We start from the raw sequence: 16,112 nt of genomic DNA, 5'->3' as shown, positions 1-16,112 counted from the left end.
TCCGGATGATGTTCGACCCGAACGCACCGGTCGAGGTCGTCACGCTGCGTGACGAACGGGCGGGCGAGGCCGACGCGATCGGCCGCGTGATCCGGGCGGCGTTCGCGGGCGAGCCGCAGGGCGGGGCGTTCGAGCAGCGCATCGTCGAGACACTGCGCGCAGACGGCGCGCTGAGCGTATCGCTCGTCGCGGAGCGCGACGGGCGTATCGTCGGGCACGTCGCGTTTTCGCCCGTCGCGATCGGCGGCGAGCCGGCCGGCAGCCAGCAGTGGTACGGACTCGCGCCGCTCGCGGTGCGGCCCGATTGCCAGCGGCAGAGCATCGGCGCGGGGCTCGCGCGCACGGGGCTCGACGCGTTGCGGCGGCTCGGCGCGCGCGGCTGCGTGGTGCTCGGCGAGCCGGCGTATTACGCGCGTTTCGGGTTCGAACCGCACGGCGGCATCGTGTTTCCGGGCGTGCCGCCCGAGTATTTTCTCGCGCTGCCGTTCGACGAATCGGCGCCGCTGCCGTCGGGCGAAGCGCGTTATCACGACGTGTTTTATCCCGCGTAGCGAACCCTGCGGGCAGGCGATGCCCGACACGGGAAAAACCGCTCTTCGGAGCGGTTTTTTATTGCGCGCCGGTTGAGCGCCGTCGCGTCGCGAGACACGTGTTCGTGCGCGCCAAAAGAAAAAGCCGCTCCGAAGAGCGGCTTTTCGATGCGCGTGCGACGCGCGCCGGCGTTACTGGATCTTGGCCTGCTGGCGCAGACCTTCCTCGAACGCCTGCAGCTTCTGCTGCACGAGCTGCTGGGCGATCTGCGCCTTCACCTGCTCGAACGGCGGCGGTGCGATGTCGCGGATGTCGTCGACGCGGATGATGTGCCAGCCGAACTGCGTCTTCACCGGCGTATCGGTCATCTGGCCTTTCTGCAGCTTCTGCGCGGCGGCCGCGAATTCCGGCACGTACGCCTTCGGGTCGGACCAGTCGAGATCGCCGCCGTTCTTGCCCGAACCCGGATCCTTCGAGTATTGCTTCGCGAGATCCTCGAACTTCGCGCCGGCCTTGATCTTCGCGATCAGGTCCTTCGCCTGCTGCTCGTCGCTGACGAGGATGTGGTGCAGGTGGTATTCGCGGTTGCCGCCGGCGCCCTTGACGAGGTTGTCGTAACGCGCCTTCACTTCGGCGTCGGTCGGCTGGTTCTTCTTCAGGAAGCTCTCGATCATCGAGCGCAGCACGACGGTCTGCTGCGCGACGGCGACTTGCGCCTTCACGTCCGGACGATTCGGGATGCCTTCGCGGATCGCTTCCTGCATCAGGATTTCGCGGTTCACGAGTTCCTGGCGCACGGCCTGCTGCAGTTGCGGGCCGTCGGTCTGGCCTTGCTGAACGAGCTGCGCGACCATCGCGTCGGCGCGCGACTTCGGAATCGGCGTGCCGTTGACGACGGCGATGTTCTGGGCGAATGCCGGTGCCGCTGCAAATGCAGCCGCCGCGACCCACAGGCGGGGGGATTTCAGGATCATCGGGAATTCCTAATGAGACTAGATTGAAGATTCGTTGAATTCTTCGGGCGTGTAAGCCACGATCGCGAGCGCGTGAATGCCGCGCTGCATCGCATCAGCGAGCGCATCATACACCAGCCGGTGCCGCGCGACGCGCGGCTTGCCCGCGAACGCGGACGACACGATCGTGACCGTGAAATGACCGCCGGCGGAGGCACCCGCGTGGCCTGCGTGCTGCGCGCTGTCGTCGCGCACGGCGAGCGACAGCGGGGCGAGCGACGCGGTGAGGCGCGCTTCGATCAGCGCGATGCGTTCGTCGGGGGAGGCGTGGAGAAAGGCGTCGCTCATGTCATTCGTCCTTCAGGTACTTCGTGAGCCACAGGCTCTGCAGGATGATGAATACGACCATCGCGCCCGTCGTACCGAACAGCTTGAAGTTCACCCATTGCGATTCGGTGAAGTTGTGCACCACGTACAGGTTCGCGACGCCGAGCACCGCGAAGAACATCGCCCACGCGACGTTCAGCTTGTCCCACACGGGCGACGGCAGCGTGAGCTGCTTGCCCATCATCTTCTCGATCAGGTTCTTGCTGAACGCATAACGCGCGGCGAGCAACCCGATCGCAAACAGCCAGTACAGCACGGTCGGTTTCCATTGTATGAATTTCTCGTCATGCAGGACGAGGGTGGCGCCGCCGAACACGACGATCACGCCGAGGCTGACCCACAGCATCGTGTCGACCTTCCGGTGCCGGAAGGCGACCCAGGCGACCTGGGCCAGCGTCGCGACGATCGCGACCGCGGTGGCGGTAAAGATGCCCCAGACCTTGAAGGCGACAAAAAACAGGATGATCGGAAACAGATCGAACAGGAATTTCATGGCGCTCGCAGCTGCGTGACGGGCCGCTGGCGCGGCCTGTCATCGTTGTAGGGACCCGCCAGGCATCGCCGTCGCGGATCGGGGCGGTCCGGCCCGAGGCTGGCCGCCCGGCAGATCCGCCCGGCGCCGCTCATTCGTTTTCGGGTCGGGACTCGAAGTTTAACGCAGCCGAATTGATGCAGTACCGCAAACCGGTCTGATCGCGCGGGCCGTCCTCGAAGACGTGGCCCAGATGCGCGCCGCAGTGGTTGCAGCGCACCTCGACGCGCACCATCCCGTGCGAGTAGTCGACCTTCTCGTCGATCACTTCGCCGTCGAGCGGCTTGAAGTAGCTGGGCCAGCCGCAGCCCGAGTGGAACTTGGCGCCGGATTCGAACAGCGGCGTGCTGCAGACGACGCACTTGTAGATGCCGGCATCCTCGGTGTCGGTGTATTCGCCGGTGAACGCGCGCTCGGTCGCCGCGTGCTGCGTGACCTCGTACTGCATCGGCGTGAGCCGGCGGCGCAGCTCGGCGTCGTCCTTCTGGTACGGGAAGGTCTTATCGTCGGAATCGTGTGACATGGGGTTCTCCTGATCGGTCGGTCGAGATGCGCGGGTTGCAGGCTCAGGACGAGCAGCTCACTTCGAGCGAGCCGGCCCAGTCGGGCGGCAACGCCGCGTACGCTTCATGCTCCGGTTGTTCGTCGAACGGACGGCGCAGGATTTGCGCGAGCCGCTCGACTTCCGAAAAATCCTTTTCCTTCGCGCGCCGGATCGCGACTTCGGCCAGATGGTTGCGAAGCACGTATTTCGGGTTCGCGCGGTTCATTGCAATCGCGCGCGCCGCGTCGTCGCGCGTTTCCTCGGACAGCCGCGCGCGGTAGAGGTTCGCCCATGCGTCGAACGCTTCGCGGTCGATGAACAGGTCGCGCACGGGTGCGTCGCGGCTCGCGTCGTGCTTCGAGATCTGCGCGAGCCGGCGGAACGTCAACGTGAAATCCGCGTGGCTCGCGTGCATCGTCTCGAGCAGCTTGTTCGCGAGGTCGGCGTCGTGCTCGCGTTCGAGCTCGAGGCCGAGCTTCGCACGCATCGCGCGTTCGAGTGCGGGACCGAAGCGCTCCGGAAACTTCGCGAGCACGGCCTGGGCATCGTCCACCGCGCGCTCGGCGCGCGCATCGTCGTCGGCGATGCCGTGCTGCAGCCCGATCAGCGGCAGCAGCGCCTGCGCGAGGCAGTAGCAGTTCCAGTGCGCGATGCGCGGCTGCATCCGGTACGCATAGCGGCCGCCGGTATCGGAGTGGTTGCAGATGTGGTTCGCGTCGAACGCGTCGACGAAGCCGAACGGGCCGTAGTCGATCGTCACGCCGAGGATCGACATGTTGTCGGTGTTCATCACGCCGTGGCAGAAGCCGACGGCCTGCCACTGCGCGACGAGGTCGGCAGTGCGCAGCGTCGCGGCCTCGAGCAGCGCGAGGTACGGATCGTCCGCGTCGCGGCAGGCCGGATAGAAGCGGTCGATCACGTGATCGGCAAGTTGGCGCAGCAGGTCGGGGCGATCGTTCGAGAAGAAGTGCTCGAAGTGGCCGAAGCGCACGAAGCTCTCCGACACGCGCGTGACGACGGCCGCCGTTTCGATCTCCTCGCGCACCACCGGCTGGTCGGAGCCGACCACCGTCAACGCGCGCGTGGTCGGGATGCCGAGGTGATGCATCGCTTCCGAGCACAGGAATTCGCGGATCGACGAGCGCAGCACCGCGCGGCCGTCGCCCATCCGCGAGTACGGCGTGCGGCCGCCGCCCTTGAGCTGCAGTTCGTAGCGCCGGCCGTCGGTGCCCGGCAATTCGCCGATCGTCAGCGCGCGGCCGTCGCCGAGCTGGCCGGCCCACACGCCGAACTGGTGGCCGGAATAGACCGACGCGTACGGCATCGCGTGCGCGGGCCAGTCGCGCGTCGGGTTGCCGGCGAACAGTTCGGCGAAACCGGGCTGCGCGGCGATCGCGGGCGGCAGGCCAAGCAATTGCATGACTTCGTCGGAACAGCCGACGACGTACGGCGCGGCAAGCGGCGCGGCCGGCAGTCGCGTATGAAACGCGTCGCCGAGCGTGACGAACGCGCGTTCGGCGGGCGCGCCGAGCGTCGCGGGGAGGTCGGGGAGAGTGTCAGCCGCATCGGCTGCGCTTCGGGAAAACGACATGTTGAGCGCCTCTGGGTAAGCCGATATTGTAAGGCGGCGTCGCGCCGCCCGCATGGCGGCCCGCGCATCGCGCGCCACGCCCGTCCGGGGCCGCTGACGGGCGCGCACCGGGACCGCTTCCGTACGGAAACGGCCCCCAGGCTGGTCACCGATTCGCATCCTCAGGGAGAACAAGACGATGGGTAAGCCGTTGCTGGGCCAGATGATGGATGTGCCGCTGCTGGTGTCGTCGCTGATTTCGCATGCCGCGCGGCACGCCGGCGACACGGAGATCGTGTCGAAGCGCGTGGAAGGCGACCTGCATCGCTACACGTACCGCGATTGCGAACGCCGCGCGAAGCAGCTGGCGCAGGCGCTCGCGCGGCTCGGCGTCGAAACCGGCGAGCGCGTCGGCACGCTGGCGTGGAACGGCTACCGGCATCTGGAGGCGTATTACGCGATCGGCGGGATGGGCGCCGTGTGCCACACGATCAACCCGCGCCTGTTTCCCGAACAGATCGCGTACATCGTCAATCACGCGGAAGACCGTTACGTCCTGTTCGACATCAATTTCGCGCCGCTGGTCGACGCGATCGCGCCGCAATGCCCGCACGTGAAGGGCTGGATCGCGATGACGGACGCCGCGCACCTGCCGTCCGGCGCCACGCCGTTCCTCTGCTACGAAACGCTCGTCGAAGCCGAGGACGGCCGCTACGACTGGCCGCGTCTCGACGAGCGGCAGGCGTCGGGGCTCTGCTACACGTCCGGCACGACCGGCAACCCGAAGGGCGTGCTGTATTCGAATCGCTCGACCGTGCTGCACGCGTACGGCGCCGCGCTGCCCGACGCGATGAACCTGTCCGCGATGGACGCCGTGCTGCCCGTCGTGCCGATGTTCCACGTCAACGCCTGGGGGCTGCCGTACGCGGTGCCGCTGACGGGCGGCAAGCTGGTGCTGCCCGGCAAGGATCTCGACGGGAAATCGCTGTACGCGCTGATGGAGGCCGAGCGCGTGACGTTCTCCGCGGGCGTGCCGACCGTGTGGCTCGGCCTGCTGAACTACATGCGCGAAGCCGGCGTGCGTTTCTCGACGCTGAACCGCACGGTGATCGGCGGCTCCGCGTGCCCGCCCGCGATGCTGCGTACGTTCGAGGACGAATACGGCGTGCGCGTGATCCATGCGTGGGGGATGACCGAACTGTCGCCGCTCGGCACGCTCGCGAAGCTCAACTGGGCGCAGTCGCAGCGGCCGCTCGACGCGCAGCGCCGGCTGCTCGAGAAGCAGGGGCGCGTGATCTGCGGCGTCGACATGCGCATCGTCGGCGACGACGGCCGCGAGCTGCCGTGGGACGGCATCGCGTTCGGCGAACTGCAGGTGCGCGGGCCGTGGGTGATCGACCACTACTTTCGCGGCGATGCGTCGCCGCTGTCGGACGGCTGGTTTCCGACCGGCGACGTCGCGACGATCGACCCCGACGGCTTCCTGCAGATCACCGACCGCAGCAAGGACGTGATCAAGTCGGGCGGCGAGTGGATCAGCTCGATCGACATCGAGAACGTCGCGATCGCGCATCCGGGGGTGGCCGAAGCCGCCTGCATCGCCTGCGCGCACCCGAAATGGACCGAGCGCCCGCTGCTCGTCGTGGTGCCGCGCGAAGGCGCGAACCTGAGCCGCGACACGCTGCTCGCGTTCTACGAGGGCAAGGTCGCGAAATGGTGGATTCCCGACGACGTCGTGTTCGTCGAATCTCTGCCGCACACGGCGACCGGCAAGCTGCAGAAGCTGAAGCTGCGCGAGACGTTCCGCGATTACGTGCTGCCGACGGCGGTGTGCGAGCCGTAAGCCCCGTGCCGGGCCGCCGCCGCCGGCCTGCGAATCGGTCTCCCGATCCGTCCCCGGATCGGGAGCAAAATTCAAATTGAACGACCGTGCTTTTTCGTTGTATGCTGCCTCCGTTCATCCGGACATGCGGCCGTTCGACCGCGCACAATGAAGCGCAGCCAATCCGGCGCGCGATGCATGGAGGCAGGCAGATGGCAGTGGATTACTCGACTCGCGACGGCGTGGCCGTCATCACGCTCAACAATCCGCCCGTCAACGGGCTCGGCCTGTCGACCCGCCAGGGCGTCATGGACGCGCTCGATCGCGCCGCGCAGGATCCGTCGGTCACGGCCATCGTGCTGACCGGCGCGGGCCGCGCGTTCTCGGGCGGCGCCGACATCACCGAATTCAATACGCCGAAGGCCCTGCAGGAGCCGACGCTGCACACCGTGATCCGCGCGGTGGAGGCGAGCGCGAAGCCGGTCGTCGCGGCGCTGCACAGCGTCGTGATGGGCGGCGGCCTGGAGCTTGCGCTCGGCGCGCATTACCGCGTCGCGGCGCCCGGCGCGCAGGTCGCGCTGCCCGAAGTGAAGCTCGGGCTGCTGCCGGGCGCGGGCGGCACGCAACGCCTGCCGCGCGCGGTCGGGCTCGAAACCGCGCTGAACATGATCGTGTCGGGCGCGCCGGTGCCGTCGGAGCAACTCGCGAAGAGCGGGCTGTTCGACGAAATGGCCGACGGCGATCCGCTCGACGCGGCCGTCGCGTTCGCCCGCACGGTCGGCGCGCAGAAGGGGCCGCATCCGCGCGTGCGCGATCGCAAGATCGTCCACGAGAACGCGGCGGGCTTCATCCAGTTCGCACGCAATTCCGCGCGGGCCGCCGCGCCGAATTTCCCCGCGCCGCACAAGTGCATCGACGCGATCGAGGCCGGCGTGCTGAACGGTTTCGACAAGGGCAGCATCGCCGAGCGCGAAGGTTTCGTCGCGCTGATGATGACGCCGGAAAGCCGCGCGCTGCGTCATGCGTTCTTCGGCGAGCGGGCGGCTAGCAAGATTCCCGACGTGCCGGCCGACACGCCGCTGCGCGAGATCCGCCGGGTCGGCGTGATCGGCGCGGGCACGATGGGCGGCGGGATCGCGATGAACTTCATCAACGCGGGGCTGCCCGTCACGCTGCTCGAGACGAAGGAGGAGGCGCTCGAGCGCGGCCTCGCGACGATCCGCAAGAATTACGACGCGCAGGTGAAGAAGGGCAAGCTCACGCAGGAGAAGCTCGACGCGCGCATGGCGCTGATCGCGCCGACGCTGTCCTACGACGACCTGAAGGACGCCGACCTGATCGTCGAGGCCGTATTCGAGGAGCTCGGCGTGAAGGAGCAGGTGTTCCGCAAGCTCGACGAAGTCGCGAAGCCGGGCGCGATCCTCGCGTCGAACACGTCGACGCTCGACGTCGACAAGATCGCCGCGTTCACGAAGCGTCCGCAGGACGTGGTCGGCATGCACTTCTTCAGCCCGGCGAACGTGATGAAGCTGCTCGAGGTCGTGCGCGGCGCACAGACTGCGAAGGACGTGCTCGCGACCGTGATGGCCGTCGCGAAGAAAATCCGCAAGACGGCGGTCGTGTCGGGCGTGTGCGACGGCTTCATCGGCAACCGGATGATCGAGCAGTACATCCGCCAGGCGCTGTTCATGCTCGAGGAAGGCGCGCTGCCCGCGCAGGTCGACCGCGCGATCGAGAAGTTCGGGTTCGCGATGGGGCCGTTCCGGATGAGCGACCTCGCCGGCAACGACATCGGCTGGGCGATCCGCAAGCGGCGCTACGTCGAGCAGCCCGGGCTGCAGTATTCGAAGATCGCCGACCGCCTGTGCGAACAGGGTCGCTTCGGCCAGAAGACGGGCGCCGGCTGGTACGACTACGTGCCGGGCGATCGCAAGGCGAAGCCGTCGTCGCTCGTCGACGAGATGGTCGTCGCGTATTCGAAGGAGCGCGGCGTCGAGCGGCGCAAGATCGGCGACGACGAGATCGTCGAGCGGCTGGTGTTCGCGCTCGTCAACGAAGGCGCGAAGATCCTCGAGGAGAAGATCGCGTCGAAGGCGTCCGACATCGACATGGTCTATCTGACCGGCTATGGCTTCCCGCTGTGGCGCGGCGGCCCGATGCTGTATGCGGACGCGGTCGGCCTCTACAACGTCGAGCGCGCGATTCGCCGCTATGCGGCGGCGCCGAACGGCGACGCGTGGCAACTCGCGCCGTCGATCGCGGAACTGGCGAAGGCCGGCCGCGGGTTCAACGGCTGACGGCGCCGCCTCGCGGCGCGGCCGATCCTGTCTGGAGACATGCAATGAAACGCACCGACGACGTCCTGCTCGTGATCGACGTGCAATACGACTTCATGCCGGGCGGCGCGCTCGCGGTGCCCGACGGCGATGCGGTCGTGCCCGTGATCAACGCGCTCGCGCAACGTTTCGACCAGGTCGTGCTCACGCAGGACTGGCACCCGAGCGAGCACGTGTCGTTCGCGGCGAACCATCCGGGCCGCGAGCCGTTCTCGACGCTCGCCCTGCCGTACGGCGAGCAGGTGCTGTGGCCCGTGCATTGCGTGCAGGACACCGACGGCGCGGCGCTGCATCGCGACCTCGACATCCCGCACGCGCGGCTCGTGATCCGCAAGGGCGGCGACGCGCAGGTCGACAGCTATTCCGCGTTCGTCGAAGCCGACCGCACGACGCGCACGGGGCTCGCGGGCTACCTGCGCGAACTCGGCGCGAAGCGCGTGTGGTGCTGCGGGCTCGCGACCGACTATTGCGTCGCGTGGTCGGCGCTCGATGCGCGCGCGGCCGGTTTCGAAGCCGCGGTGATCAACGATGCGTGCCGTGCGATCGACCTGAACGGGTCGCTGGCACGCGCATGGCAGCAGATGCAGGCAGCGGGCGTCGCGCATGCGACGTCCGCCGGCGCGCGCCCGGCGGCGTAGCGCATTCCCCATCCGATTCAGGACATGAAGCAGGACCGAAGGAGACTCGCATGACCGAAGCCGTAATCGTATCGACCGCACGCACGCCGCTGGCGAAATCCTGGCGCGGCGCCTTCAACATGACGCACGGCGCGACGCTCGGCGGCCACGTGGTCGCGGCGGCGCTCGAACGCGCGAAGCTCGACCCGGCGCGCGTCGAGGACGTGATCATGGGCTGCGCGAACCCCGAAGGCGCGACGGGCGCGAACATCGCGCGGCAGATCGCGCTGCGCGCCGGGCTGCCGGTGAGCGTGCCGGGGATGACGGTGAACCGTTTCTGTTCGTCGGGGCTGCAGACCATCGCGCTGGCCGCGCAGCGGATCATCGCGGGCGAAGGCGACATCTATGTGGCCGGCGGCGTCGAATCGATCTCGTGCGTGCAGAACGAGATGAACCGGCACATGATCCAGGAAGGCTGGCTCGTCCAGCACAAGCCCGAGATCTACTGGAACATGCTGCAGACGGCCGAGAACGTCGCGCAGCGCTACGGCATCTCGAAGGAGCGGCAGGACGCGTACGGCGTGCAGTCGCAACTGCGCGCCGCGGCCGCGCAGGAAGCCGGGCGCTTCCGCGACGAGATCGTACCGATCACCGTGCTCGCGGGCATCGCCGACAAGGCGACGGGGCGCCTGTTCACGCAGGAAGTGACGGTATCGGCCGACGAGGGCATCCGCCCCGACACGACGCTCGAAGGCGTGTCGAAGATCCGCTCGGCCGTGCCGGGCGGCGTGATCACCGCGGGCAATGCGAGCCAGTTCTCGGACGGCGCGTCGGCGTGCGTCGTGATGAGCGCCGAGGCCGCCCAGCGCGACGGGCTGCAGCCGCTCGGCGCGTTCCGCGGCTTCGCGGTGGCCGGCTGCGAACCGGACGAAATGGGCATCGGCCCGGTGTTCGCGGTGCCCAAGCTGCTGAAGCAGGCGGGGCTGAAAGTCGACGACATCGGCCTGTGGGAACTGAACGAGGCGTTCGCGGTGCAGGTGCTGTACTGCCGCGACACGCTCGGGATTCCCGAGGACCGCCTGAACGTGAACGGCGGCGCGATCGCGGTCGGTCATCCGTACGGCGTGTCGGGCGCGCGCCTGACGGGCCATGCGCTGATCGAAGGCAAGCGGCGCGGCGTGAAGTACGTGGTCGTCACGATGTGCATCGGCGGCGGGCAGGGCGCGGCCGGCCTGTTCGAAATCCTCTGATCTTTGAGCGGCGGCCGCGGTCGCGCTTCGGCGTCACCGCACGCCGCCGCGGCGAATCGGCGCGGCCCCGCGCCATTCGCAACGATCGGGAAGCAAAAGGCATGCACCCGGCAATGCCGTTTCCCCTGACTTGTCAAACGAATTGCCCCACCTATACTTGCTCTGACATTTGCCTTTCGGCACGATGGGCCGGATCGTGCGTCGTGCGATCCGTGCCGCGAAGATTCGAATCATCACAGCAGACCGACCGGGGACCGAATGAGTACGACCCATGCAGCCGGGGAACCGCCGCGCGTCGTCAGCGCGGCCGCGAGGCTCTACGCGAAATGCCTGCTGGTCGGATTCGCGCTGCTGCCTGCGTATCTGATTGCCTATCTGTGGTTCTTCAGCGACCGGAGCGTCGTGTTCGAGAGCCACGCCTTCCATGAAATCGCGATCGCGGCGGCGACCCTCGAAGGCGCGTTCGTCACCTACGTGACGTGGGTGTGCTACCGGTCGTCCGGCGAGCCGCTGTTGCGCTGGCTGACGCTGGGCTTTCTCGGCTTCGCGATGATCTATGCGCTGCACGGTGCATTCACCGGGATGGCGCACCACAATATCTGGCTGTTCCTGCTGTACGGGCCCGCATCGCGCTTCGTGATGTCGGCGCTGCTGCTCACGGGCCTGCTGTCGTATTCGCGTCCGCCCGACCGGATCGACAAGCGCACGAGCGCGCGGACGTGGCTGCCGTGGATCGTGTTCTTCGTGATCGTCAACGTGGCGGTCGCGTACATCGCGTATTCGCCGGTCGCGGGCGCGCTCGGCACGCGGCTGTCGATGGAAGGCGGCGCGCTGGTGTTCTCGCTGCTGAACGTGGGGCTGCTGCTCGCGCGGCGGATCCGCTCGCCGCTGATGGTGATCTACGGCGTGTCGATCATGGCGTTCGCGCTGTCGTCGCTCGCGTTCATCCTCGGCAAGCCGTGGAATCACATGTGGTGGCTCGCGCATGCGATCTTCGCGGGCGGCTTCTTCCTGCTCAGTTACGGCGTCGTGCAGGCGCTGCAGACGACGCGCTCGTTCTCGGCGATCTACAGCCAGGAAGATCTGATGAGCCGGCTGTCGGAATCGATGGCGCGCACCGAAAGCGCGCTGCAGGAGCTGCGGCGCACGAACCAGAAGCTCGAGTACATGGCCGCGACCGACCCGATGACGGGCGCGTCGAACCGCCGCCAGTTCATCGCGCAGGTCGAGCGCGAGATCGTGCGGGCCGAGCGCGACGGCACGCCGTTCTGCCTGCTCGCGCTCGATCTCGACAATTTCAAGAATATCAACGATGCATACGGGCACCAGATCGGCGACGAGGTGCTGCGCGGCGTCGTGCGCCAGTGCCTCGAGGCGATCCGGCCGGCGGGCGCGCTTGCGCGGGTCGGCGGCGAGGAGTTCATGGCGCTCTTGCCGGACATGCCGCTCGAGGGCGCGCGGATGACGGCCGAGCGCGTGCGTTCGTCGATCGCGAGTGCGCCGTTCGGGCTCGACTTCAAGCGCGTGCAGGTGACGGTCAGCGTCGGCGTCGCGCAATACGGCGTCGACGGCAGCACGGTCGATGCGCTGCTGCGGGTGGTCGACGAGCGGCTGTACCAGGCGAAGCGGGAAGGGCGCAACCGCGTGGTGTCGCGATGATCCGCATTCCACCGACGCCCCGGCGGCGGGCGCGCCGCCGGGGCTTTTGCAGACCAGCGCCGATGCCGGTGCCGGTCGGCACGCGCGCGGCGACGCGCTAGCGCGACGCCACCGCGGTCGCCTGCTTCGGCCGTTCGTCCTGTATCGGCTGCGACGCCTGCCACCAGTACTTGCCCGCGCGCTGCTGCGGATCGCGGATCGCGAGATACGTCGTACTCCAGAGCTGCGCCGCGTTGGCTTCGGTCGCATCGGCGCTGCGCGTGCCGAATGCGTCGGTCTGATATTTGCCGTTCACGTAGGACCACGTCCACATTTCCGAGGTGCGCATGTCGCGCCCGTTCGAGATCACCTGCCAGATCGTCTGCCGCGCCTGCGTGAGCAGCGTGCGTGTCGTGGCCGACAGGTCCTGACGCGCGAGCTGGCGATCGAGCCCGGCCACCCACATCGCCTGCTGCCACGACCAGATCACCGTGCCGTGATACGCGGAACTCGTGAACTTCGGCCACAGCGACGGGCTCGCATACGCGGGGTTCGCGATCAGCATCCCGGCATCGGTCACGAGCCCGCTCGGGAACGGCCGCGTGACGTCGGCGACGATCCGCTGCAGCTGATCGTCCGGCGGCGTGCCGAACAGCAGCGCGAAGCCGCCGTCGGAATTCATCACCGGAATCGGGTTGCCCTGCTGGTCGAGCGACAGCGCGTAGAAGGCCAGCGGGGCGTTGGGCGCGGCGCCGGCCGGCACGCCGGCGGACGGCGCATAGGCCGATACGTCGGTGGCTGCCTGCGCGGCCGGCACGCTGACCTGGAACAGCGGCGGCGCCTGCGTTTCCCAGACGGCCGCTTCGTTCGCCGTGTTGGCGAGCGTCGCGCGCTGCCCCGCGTCGAGGTACGGATCGAGCAGGCCACGGGCGAGGAACGCGTTCGCCGCGCGCAGCGCGGCCGGCACGAGCACCGCGTTCACGTCGTACGGGTAGACGCCGCCGCCGAGGCCGTCGGTGCTGTCGCGCCAGTTGCCGACGATTTCGCCGGGCCGCAGGTGGATCAGGTTCGCGACCGACGGCTGCTGCGCGAACGGCTGCGCGGTCGTCGCGACGTGCAGCAGATTGACGACGAGACGGCTGCCGTTGGTCTGCCCGTCGCTGCCGCGCTGCGCCAGATACGCGGCCGCGCGGGCCTGGCCGCGCGTATCGTCGACCAGCCACGCGGCCGCGATCGGCGCGAGCAGGTAGTCGCTGTCGATCATCTTGTAGTCGTAGGTCGGTGTCGGATCGTTCGGCCGCCCGTTCTTCTGGTTGTCGATCAGCGCGAATTCGCCGATGCCTTCCTCGTGCGCGACCTTGCCGTCGGCCGACAGTCTGCTCAGCACCGACGACAGCCCGGCCTCGATCGCCGCGGGTTCGAGCACGGGCATCAGCATGCGGACCGAGATCAGCGTGTCGCGGCCGAAGTACGTGTCGTACTGCCACGAGCCGGCCAGCAGCTTGTCGTTGAAGCTCAGGAATTCGAGCACGTTCTGGCTGACCGGGTCGGGATTCACGGACGGGGCGAACAGGTCGGCGTGCGCGATCGGCGACAGCGGCGTCTCGCCCGTTAGCGCATCGATGTGCAGCTTCAGCGTGTGCGAGCCCGCCGGCGCGCTCAGCACGAGCTTGCCGCCCGCTGCCGGCGCGATGCTGCCGCCGTCGCGCAGCGTGATGCGCAGCGCATAGCCCGGCGCGCCGTCGATCCGGTCGCGTTGCCATTGCGCGGTGCTGCCCTGGACCGTCGGCGCGGTGAGGATCTGTTGCGGAATCGTGGCGCCGCCGTTGAAGTCGCGCAGGAAGCGCACGTTGCTGAGCACGCCCTGGCGGATCGTCAGCGTACCGGTGTCGACCGACACGTCGGCGCCGATGCCGTACAGCGGGCGGCCGTGTGCGTCCGGCGCCGACAGCGCGGACGGCGGCGTGTCGAGGCTCCAGTTCACCGGCTGCGCGGTGTCGTCGAACCACAGCCCGGTGCCGCTGTTGCCGGCGGGGAAGACCACGAGCAGGCGCGGCTTCGTCGACGAGCGCACGAGCAGGTGCGCGGCGACCTTGTCCTGCCGGTAGAACGCGTTGATCTGGCCGCCGGTATCCATACGGAACGACAACGCGGCGGTGTTCGACGGCGGGCTGTTCGATTTGACGTCGTCGTCGTTGCAGGCCGACAGCAGACCGGCGCAGACGAGCCCGAGACACAGCGACTTCGCAAGGCGATGCATGTTGATGTCCCTCCTGATGACTGGCGATTTTTATATCCGGATGTTCTGATCGGCGGATCTTGGGTCCGCTTGATCCCGGTTTGAATTCATTCCCGAGAATGACGGGAATTAATCGGGATGTTGCGATTCTTCGAAAAGAAAATAGGTTGGCAAATAACCGAATGGCCAATAAATGCCGGAAGCTTAAAAACGACAAGGGGTGACGCATCGATGCTCCGCGAGGAAGGCAATGCGAAAGCCCTTCGCGCGGGTGAGTGGCGAATCCGGAGCGGCGAAGAAAATGATACGTAAGCCGTCGTAGGCGATTCTAAATTTTCGAGAAAGTCCAAGTCAATAATGTTTTTGTCGGCGACTATTGAATTGGAAAGATGGTCGCAATTATTACCCGTCATGCCGGTAAAATGTGCGATTTAATGGATTCGAATTAATTCACTTCGGATATCCGGTGACAAAAACGATCGGCAATACCGTATCGCGCCGGCGATTGATGCCGGACAGTAGAGGAATCGTCATGTTTGTGTCGGCCATTTGGGTAAGGAGCCGACGCGCCCCGGGACGGTGGGCGCGAAGCCGTGCAATCCGCGTTCCTGCCCTTCGACCAGGATTGTGCGTGCGCTCCCATCGGAATCGCCAGATCGGGCGGGCGGGGCGGCTACCGTCGCTGAACGCGGATCGTCGCCCTGAGCATTGAAGGGCAGGTGATTCGATACCTTTTCATTACCTGACGTGGACTCGGACCGACGACATTTCCAGCGTCACGCTACGCAACGTTCCATATTTCGACTATTATAGAAATATGGAATCGAACCAAATCATCGCCGCGCTTGCAGCGCTCGCGCACGAGTCCCGGCTCGCCGTATTTCGCGCGCTCGTCCAGGCCGGGCCGGAAGGCATGTCCGCCGGGCAGATCGCCACGTTGCTGGACGTGCCGCCGTCGTCACTGTCCTTCCATTTGAAGGAACTGGCGTATGCGCAACTCGTGACGAGCCGGCAAGAAGGCCGCTTCGTGTTCTATTGCGGAAACTTCGCGACGATGAACGGCTTGGTCGCGTACCTCACCGAGAACTGCTGCGGCGGCAATCCATGTTCGCCGGTGTCGGCGTGCTCCACGCCCGGTAGCGGCCAATCCTGACGCGCCTTCGCGTGCATCGCCCATGACCACGAACGTACTGATTCTCTGCACCCACAACTCCGCCCGCAGCGTGCTGGCGGAGGGCATGCTCAATTTCTGGGCCGCGAGGCTCGGCAAGGACGTCCGGGCGTACAGCGCCGGCAGTGCGCCGAGCGGTCGCCTCAATCCGTTCGCGCTGGAGGCGCTCACGAACGCCGGCGCGGACGTCGACGGATACCGCAGTAAAAGCTGGGACGAATTCGTCGGCGACGGGGCGCCCGAGATGCGTGTCGTCATCACGGTGTGCGATAGTGCGGCAGCCGAAACGTGCCCGTACTGGCCCGGCAGCCCCGTCAAGGTCCATTGGGGTTACGCCGATCCGTCGAATGCGGTCGGGGATGACGAAGGCAGGCGACTTGCCTTCGACCTGACGCGTCAGGCGATCGGCTATCGCATGCTGCAGTTGCTGGCGTTGCCGCTCGAGCGCATGAGCAATGCCGAGTTTCAGGACGCGTTGACCGATATCTCGCGAAACTGATCGCCCATACCGCGGCCCGCCGC

Annotated in this window: 14 protein-coding genes; 8 read left to right on the top strand and 6 right to left on the bottom strand. The window is 67.2% G+C overall.

Going from position 1 to position 16,112, the window contains the following annotated elements; translation table 11 throughout:
* The first annotated feature begins 5 nt into the window (after positions 1-5).
* Positions 6-551 carry a GNAT family N-acetyltransferase gene (locus tag CFB46_RS14070; RefSeq protein WP_034185421.1) on the top strand — a complete coding sequence of 182 codons (546 nt, stop codon included), beginning with the start codon at positions 6-8 and terminating at the stop codon, positions 549-551.
* A gap of 171 nt (positions 552-722) precedes the next feature.
* On the opposite strand, the gene CFB46_RS14065 is transcribed toward CFB46_RS14070, so the two are convergent.
* From CFB46_RS14065 to CFB46_RS14045, 5 genes are all read right to left on the bottom strand, one after another.
* Entirely contained in the window at positions 723-1,505 is a 783-nt protein-coding gene (locus tag CFB46_RS14065; protein ID WP_027784679.1) for a peptidylprolyl isomerase, read from the bottom strand.
* A gap of 18 nt (positions 1,506-1,523) precedes the next feature.
* Positions 1,524-1,832: a BolA family protein gene (locus CFB46_RS14060; RefSeq protein WP_027784678.1), complete on the bottom strand. Its 309-nt coding sequence runs from the start codon at positions 1,830-1,832 to the stop codon at positions 1,524-1,526.
* 1 nt (position 1,833) lies between these two features.
* On the bottom strand, positions 1,834-2,364 hold the full coding sequence (locus CFB46_RS14055; protein WP_027784677.1) for a septation protein A: 531 nt from the start codon (positions 2,362-2,364) through the stop codon (positions 1,834-1,836).
* Positions 2,365-2,494: 130 nt separating this feature from the next.
* On the bottom strand, positions 2,495-2,926 hold the full coding sequence (gene msrB / locus CFB46_RS14050) for a peptide-methionine (R)-S-oxide reductase MsrB (RefSeq protein WP_027784676.1): 432 nt from the start codon (positions 2,924-2,926) through the stop codon (positions 2,495-2,497).
* A 43-nt stretch (positions 2,927-2,969) separates the two neighbouring features.
* Positions 2,970-4,538 (bottom strand): protein adenylyltransferase SelO, encoded by a 1,569-nt coding sequence (locus CFB46_RS14045; protein WP_027784675.1) that lies wholly within the window; start codon positions 4,536-4,538, stop codon positions 2,970-2,972.
* Positions 4,539-4,716: 178 nt separating this feature from the next.
* On the opposite strand from CFB46_RS14045, the gene CFB46_RS14035 reads away from it, so the two are divergent.
* The 5 genes from CFB46_RS14035 to CFB46_RS14015 all read left to right on the top strand — a co-directional run bounded on the left by CFB46_RS14035 (position 4,717) and on the right by CFB46_RS14015 (position 12,201).
* Positions 4,717-6,360: a 3-(methylthio)propionyl-CoA ligase gene (locus CFB46_RS14035; protein ID WP_027784674.1), complete on the top strand. Its 1,644-nt coding sequence runs from the start codon at positions 4,717-4,719 to the stop codon at positions 6,358-6,360.
* A gap of 191 nt (positions 6,361-6,551) precedes the next feature.
* Positions 6,552-8,636 carry a 3-hydroxyacyl-CoA dehydrogenase NAD-binding domain-containing protein gene (locus CFB46_RS14030; protein ID WP_027784673.1) on the top strand — a complete coding sequence of 695 codons (2,085 nt, stop codon included), beginning with the start codon at positions 6,552-6,554 and terminating at the stop codon, positions 8,634-8,636.
* Between the two features lie 44 nt (positions 8,637-8,680).
* The gene (gene pncA / locus CFB46_RS14025; protein WP_027784672.1) at positions 8,681-9,313 is read left to right on the top strand and encodes a bifunctional nicotinamidase/pyrazinamidase; all 633 of its coding nucleotides are present in this window, start codon (positions 8,681-8,683) and stop codon (positions 9,311-9,313) included.
* A 50-nt stretch (positions 9,314-9,363) separates the two neighbouring features.
* Positions 9,364-10,542 carry an acetyl-CoA C-acyltransferase gene (locus CFB46_RS14020; RefSeq protein WP_027784671.1) on the top strand — a complete coding sequence of 393 codons (1,179 nt, stop codon included), beginning with the start codon at positions 9,364-9,366 and terminating at the stop codon, positions 10,540-10,542.
* A 258-nt stretch (positions 10,543-10,800) separates the two neighbouring features.
* Positions 10,801-12,201: a sensor domain-containing diguanylate cyclase gene (locus CFB46_RS14015; RefSeq protein WP_027784670.1), complete on the top strand. Its 1,401-nt coding sequence runs from the start codon at positions 10,801-10,803 to the stop codon at positions 12,199-12,201.
* Between the two features lie 97 nt (positions 12,202-12,298).
* Here CFB46_RS14015 and CFB46_RS14010 read toward each other — a convergent pair whose 3' ends face one another.
* Entirely contained in the window at positions 12,299-14,440 is a 2,142-nt protein-coding gene (locus tag CFB46_RS14010) for a hypothetical protein (protein ID WP_089500300.1), read from the bottom strand.
* A 796-nt stretch (positions 14,441-15,236) separates the two neighbouring features.
* On the opposite strand from CFB46_RS14010, the gene CFB46_RS14005 reads away from it, so the two are divergent.
* Entirely contained in the window at positions 15,237-15,572 is a 336-nt protein-coding gene (locus CFB46_RS14005) for an ArsR/SmtB family transcription factor (RefSeq protein ID WP_027784668.1), read from the top strand.
* Positions 15,573-15,594: 22 nt separating this feature from the next.
* Positions 15,595-16,089, top strand: coding sequence for an arsenate reductase ArsC (locus tag CFB46_RS14000; protein ID WP_027784667.1), 495 nt, complete (start codon positions 15,595-15,597; stop codon positions 16,087-16,089).
* Positions 16,090-16,112 lie beyond the last annotated feature (23 nt).

The sequence above is a fragment of the Burkholderia sp. HI2761 genome (assembly GCF_002223355.1).
Classification (GTDB): Bacteria; Pseudomonadota; Gammaproteobacteria; order Burkholderiales; family Burkholderiaceae; genus Burkholderia.
This window is presented reverse-complemented; position numbering and strand designations above follow the sequence as displayed.

What these genes read in the sequence shown, in the direction of transcription:
- CFB46_RS14065 (WP_027784679.1), bottom strand. Translation starts at nt 1,505, where the DNA reads ATGATCCTGAAATCCCCCCGCCTGTGGGTCGCGGCGGCTGCATTTGCA.
- CFB46_RS14010 (WP_089500300.1), bottom strand. Translation starts at nt 14,440, where the DNA reads ATGCATCGCCTTGCGAAGTCGCTGTGTCTCGGGCTCGTCTGCGCCGGT.
- CFB46_RS14005 (WP_027784668.1), top strand. Translation starts at nt 15,237, where the DNA reads ATGGAATCGAACCAAATCATCGCCGCGCTTGCAGCGCTCGCGCACGAG.
- pncA (WP_027784672.1), top strand. Translation starts at nt 8,681, where the DNA reads ATGAAACGCACCGACGACGTCCTGCTCGTGATCGACGTGCAATACGAC.
- CFB46_RS14060 (WP_027784678.1), bottom strand. Translation starts at nt 1,832, where the DNA reads ATGAGCGACGCCTTTCTCCACGCCTCCCCCGACGAACGCATCGCGCTG.
- CFB46_RS14045 (WP_027784675.1), bottom strand. Translation starts at nt 4,538, where the DNA reads ATGTCGTTTTCCCGAAGCGCAGCCGATGCGGCTGACACTCTCCCCGAC.
- CFB46_RS14000 (WP_027784667.1), top strand. Translation starts at nt 15,595, where the DNA reads ATGACCACGAACGTACTGATTCTCTGCACCCACAACTCCGCCCGCAGC.
- msrB (WP_027784676.1), bottom strand. Translation starts at nt 2,926, where the DNA reads ATGTCACACGATTCCGACGATAAGACCTTCCCGTACCAGAAGGACGAC.
- CFB46_RS14015 (WP_027784670.1), top strand. Translation starts at nt 10,801, where the DNA reads ATGAGTACGACCCATGCAGCCGGGGAACCGCCGCGCGTCGTCAGCGCG.
- CFB46_RS14070 (WP_034185421.1), top strand. Translation starts at nt 6, where the DNA reads ATGATGTTCGACCCGAACGCACCGGTCGAGGTCGTCACGCTGCGTGAC.
- CFB46_RS14035 (WP_027784674.1), top strand. Translation starts at nt 4,717, where the DNA reads ATGGGTAAGCCGTTGCTGGGCCAGATGATGGATGTGCCGCTGCTGGTG.
- CFB46_RS14020 (WP_027784671.1), top strand. Translation starts at nt 9,364, where the DNA reads ATGACCGAAGCCGTAATCGTATCGACCGCACGCACGCCGCTGGCGAAA.
- CFB46_RS14030 (WP_027784673.1), top strand. Translation starts at nt 6,552, where the DNA reads ATGGCAGTGGATTACTCGACTCGCGACGGCGTGGCCGTCATCACGCTC.
- CFB46_RS14055 (WP_027784677.1), bottom strand. Translation starts at nt 2,364, where the DNA reads ATGAAATTCCTGTTCGATCTGTTTCCGATCATCCTGTTTTTTGTCGCC.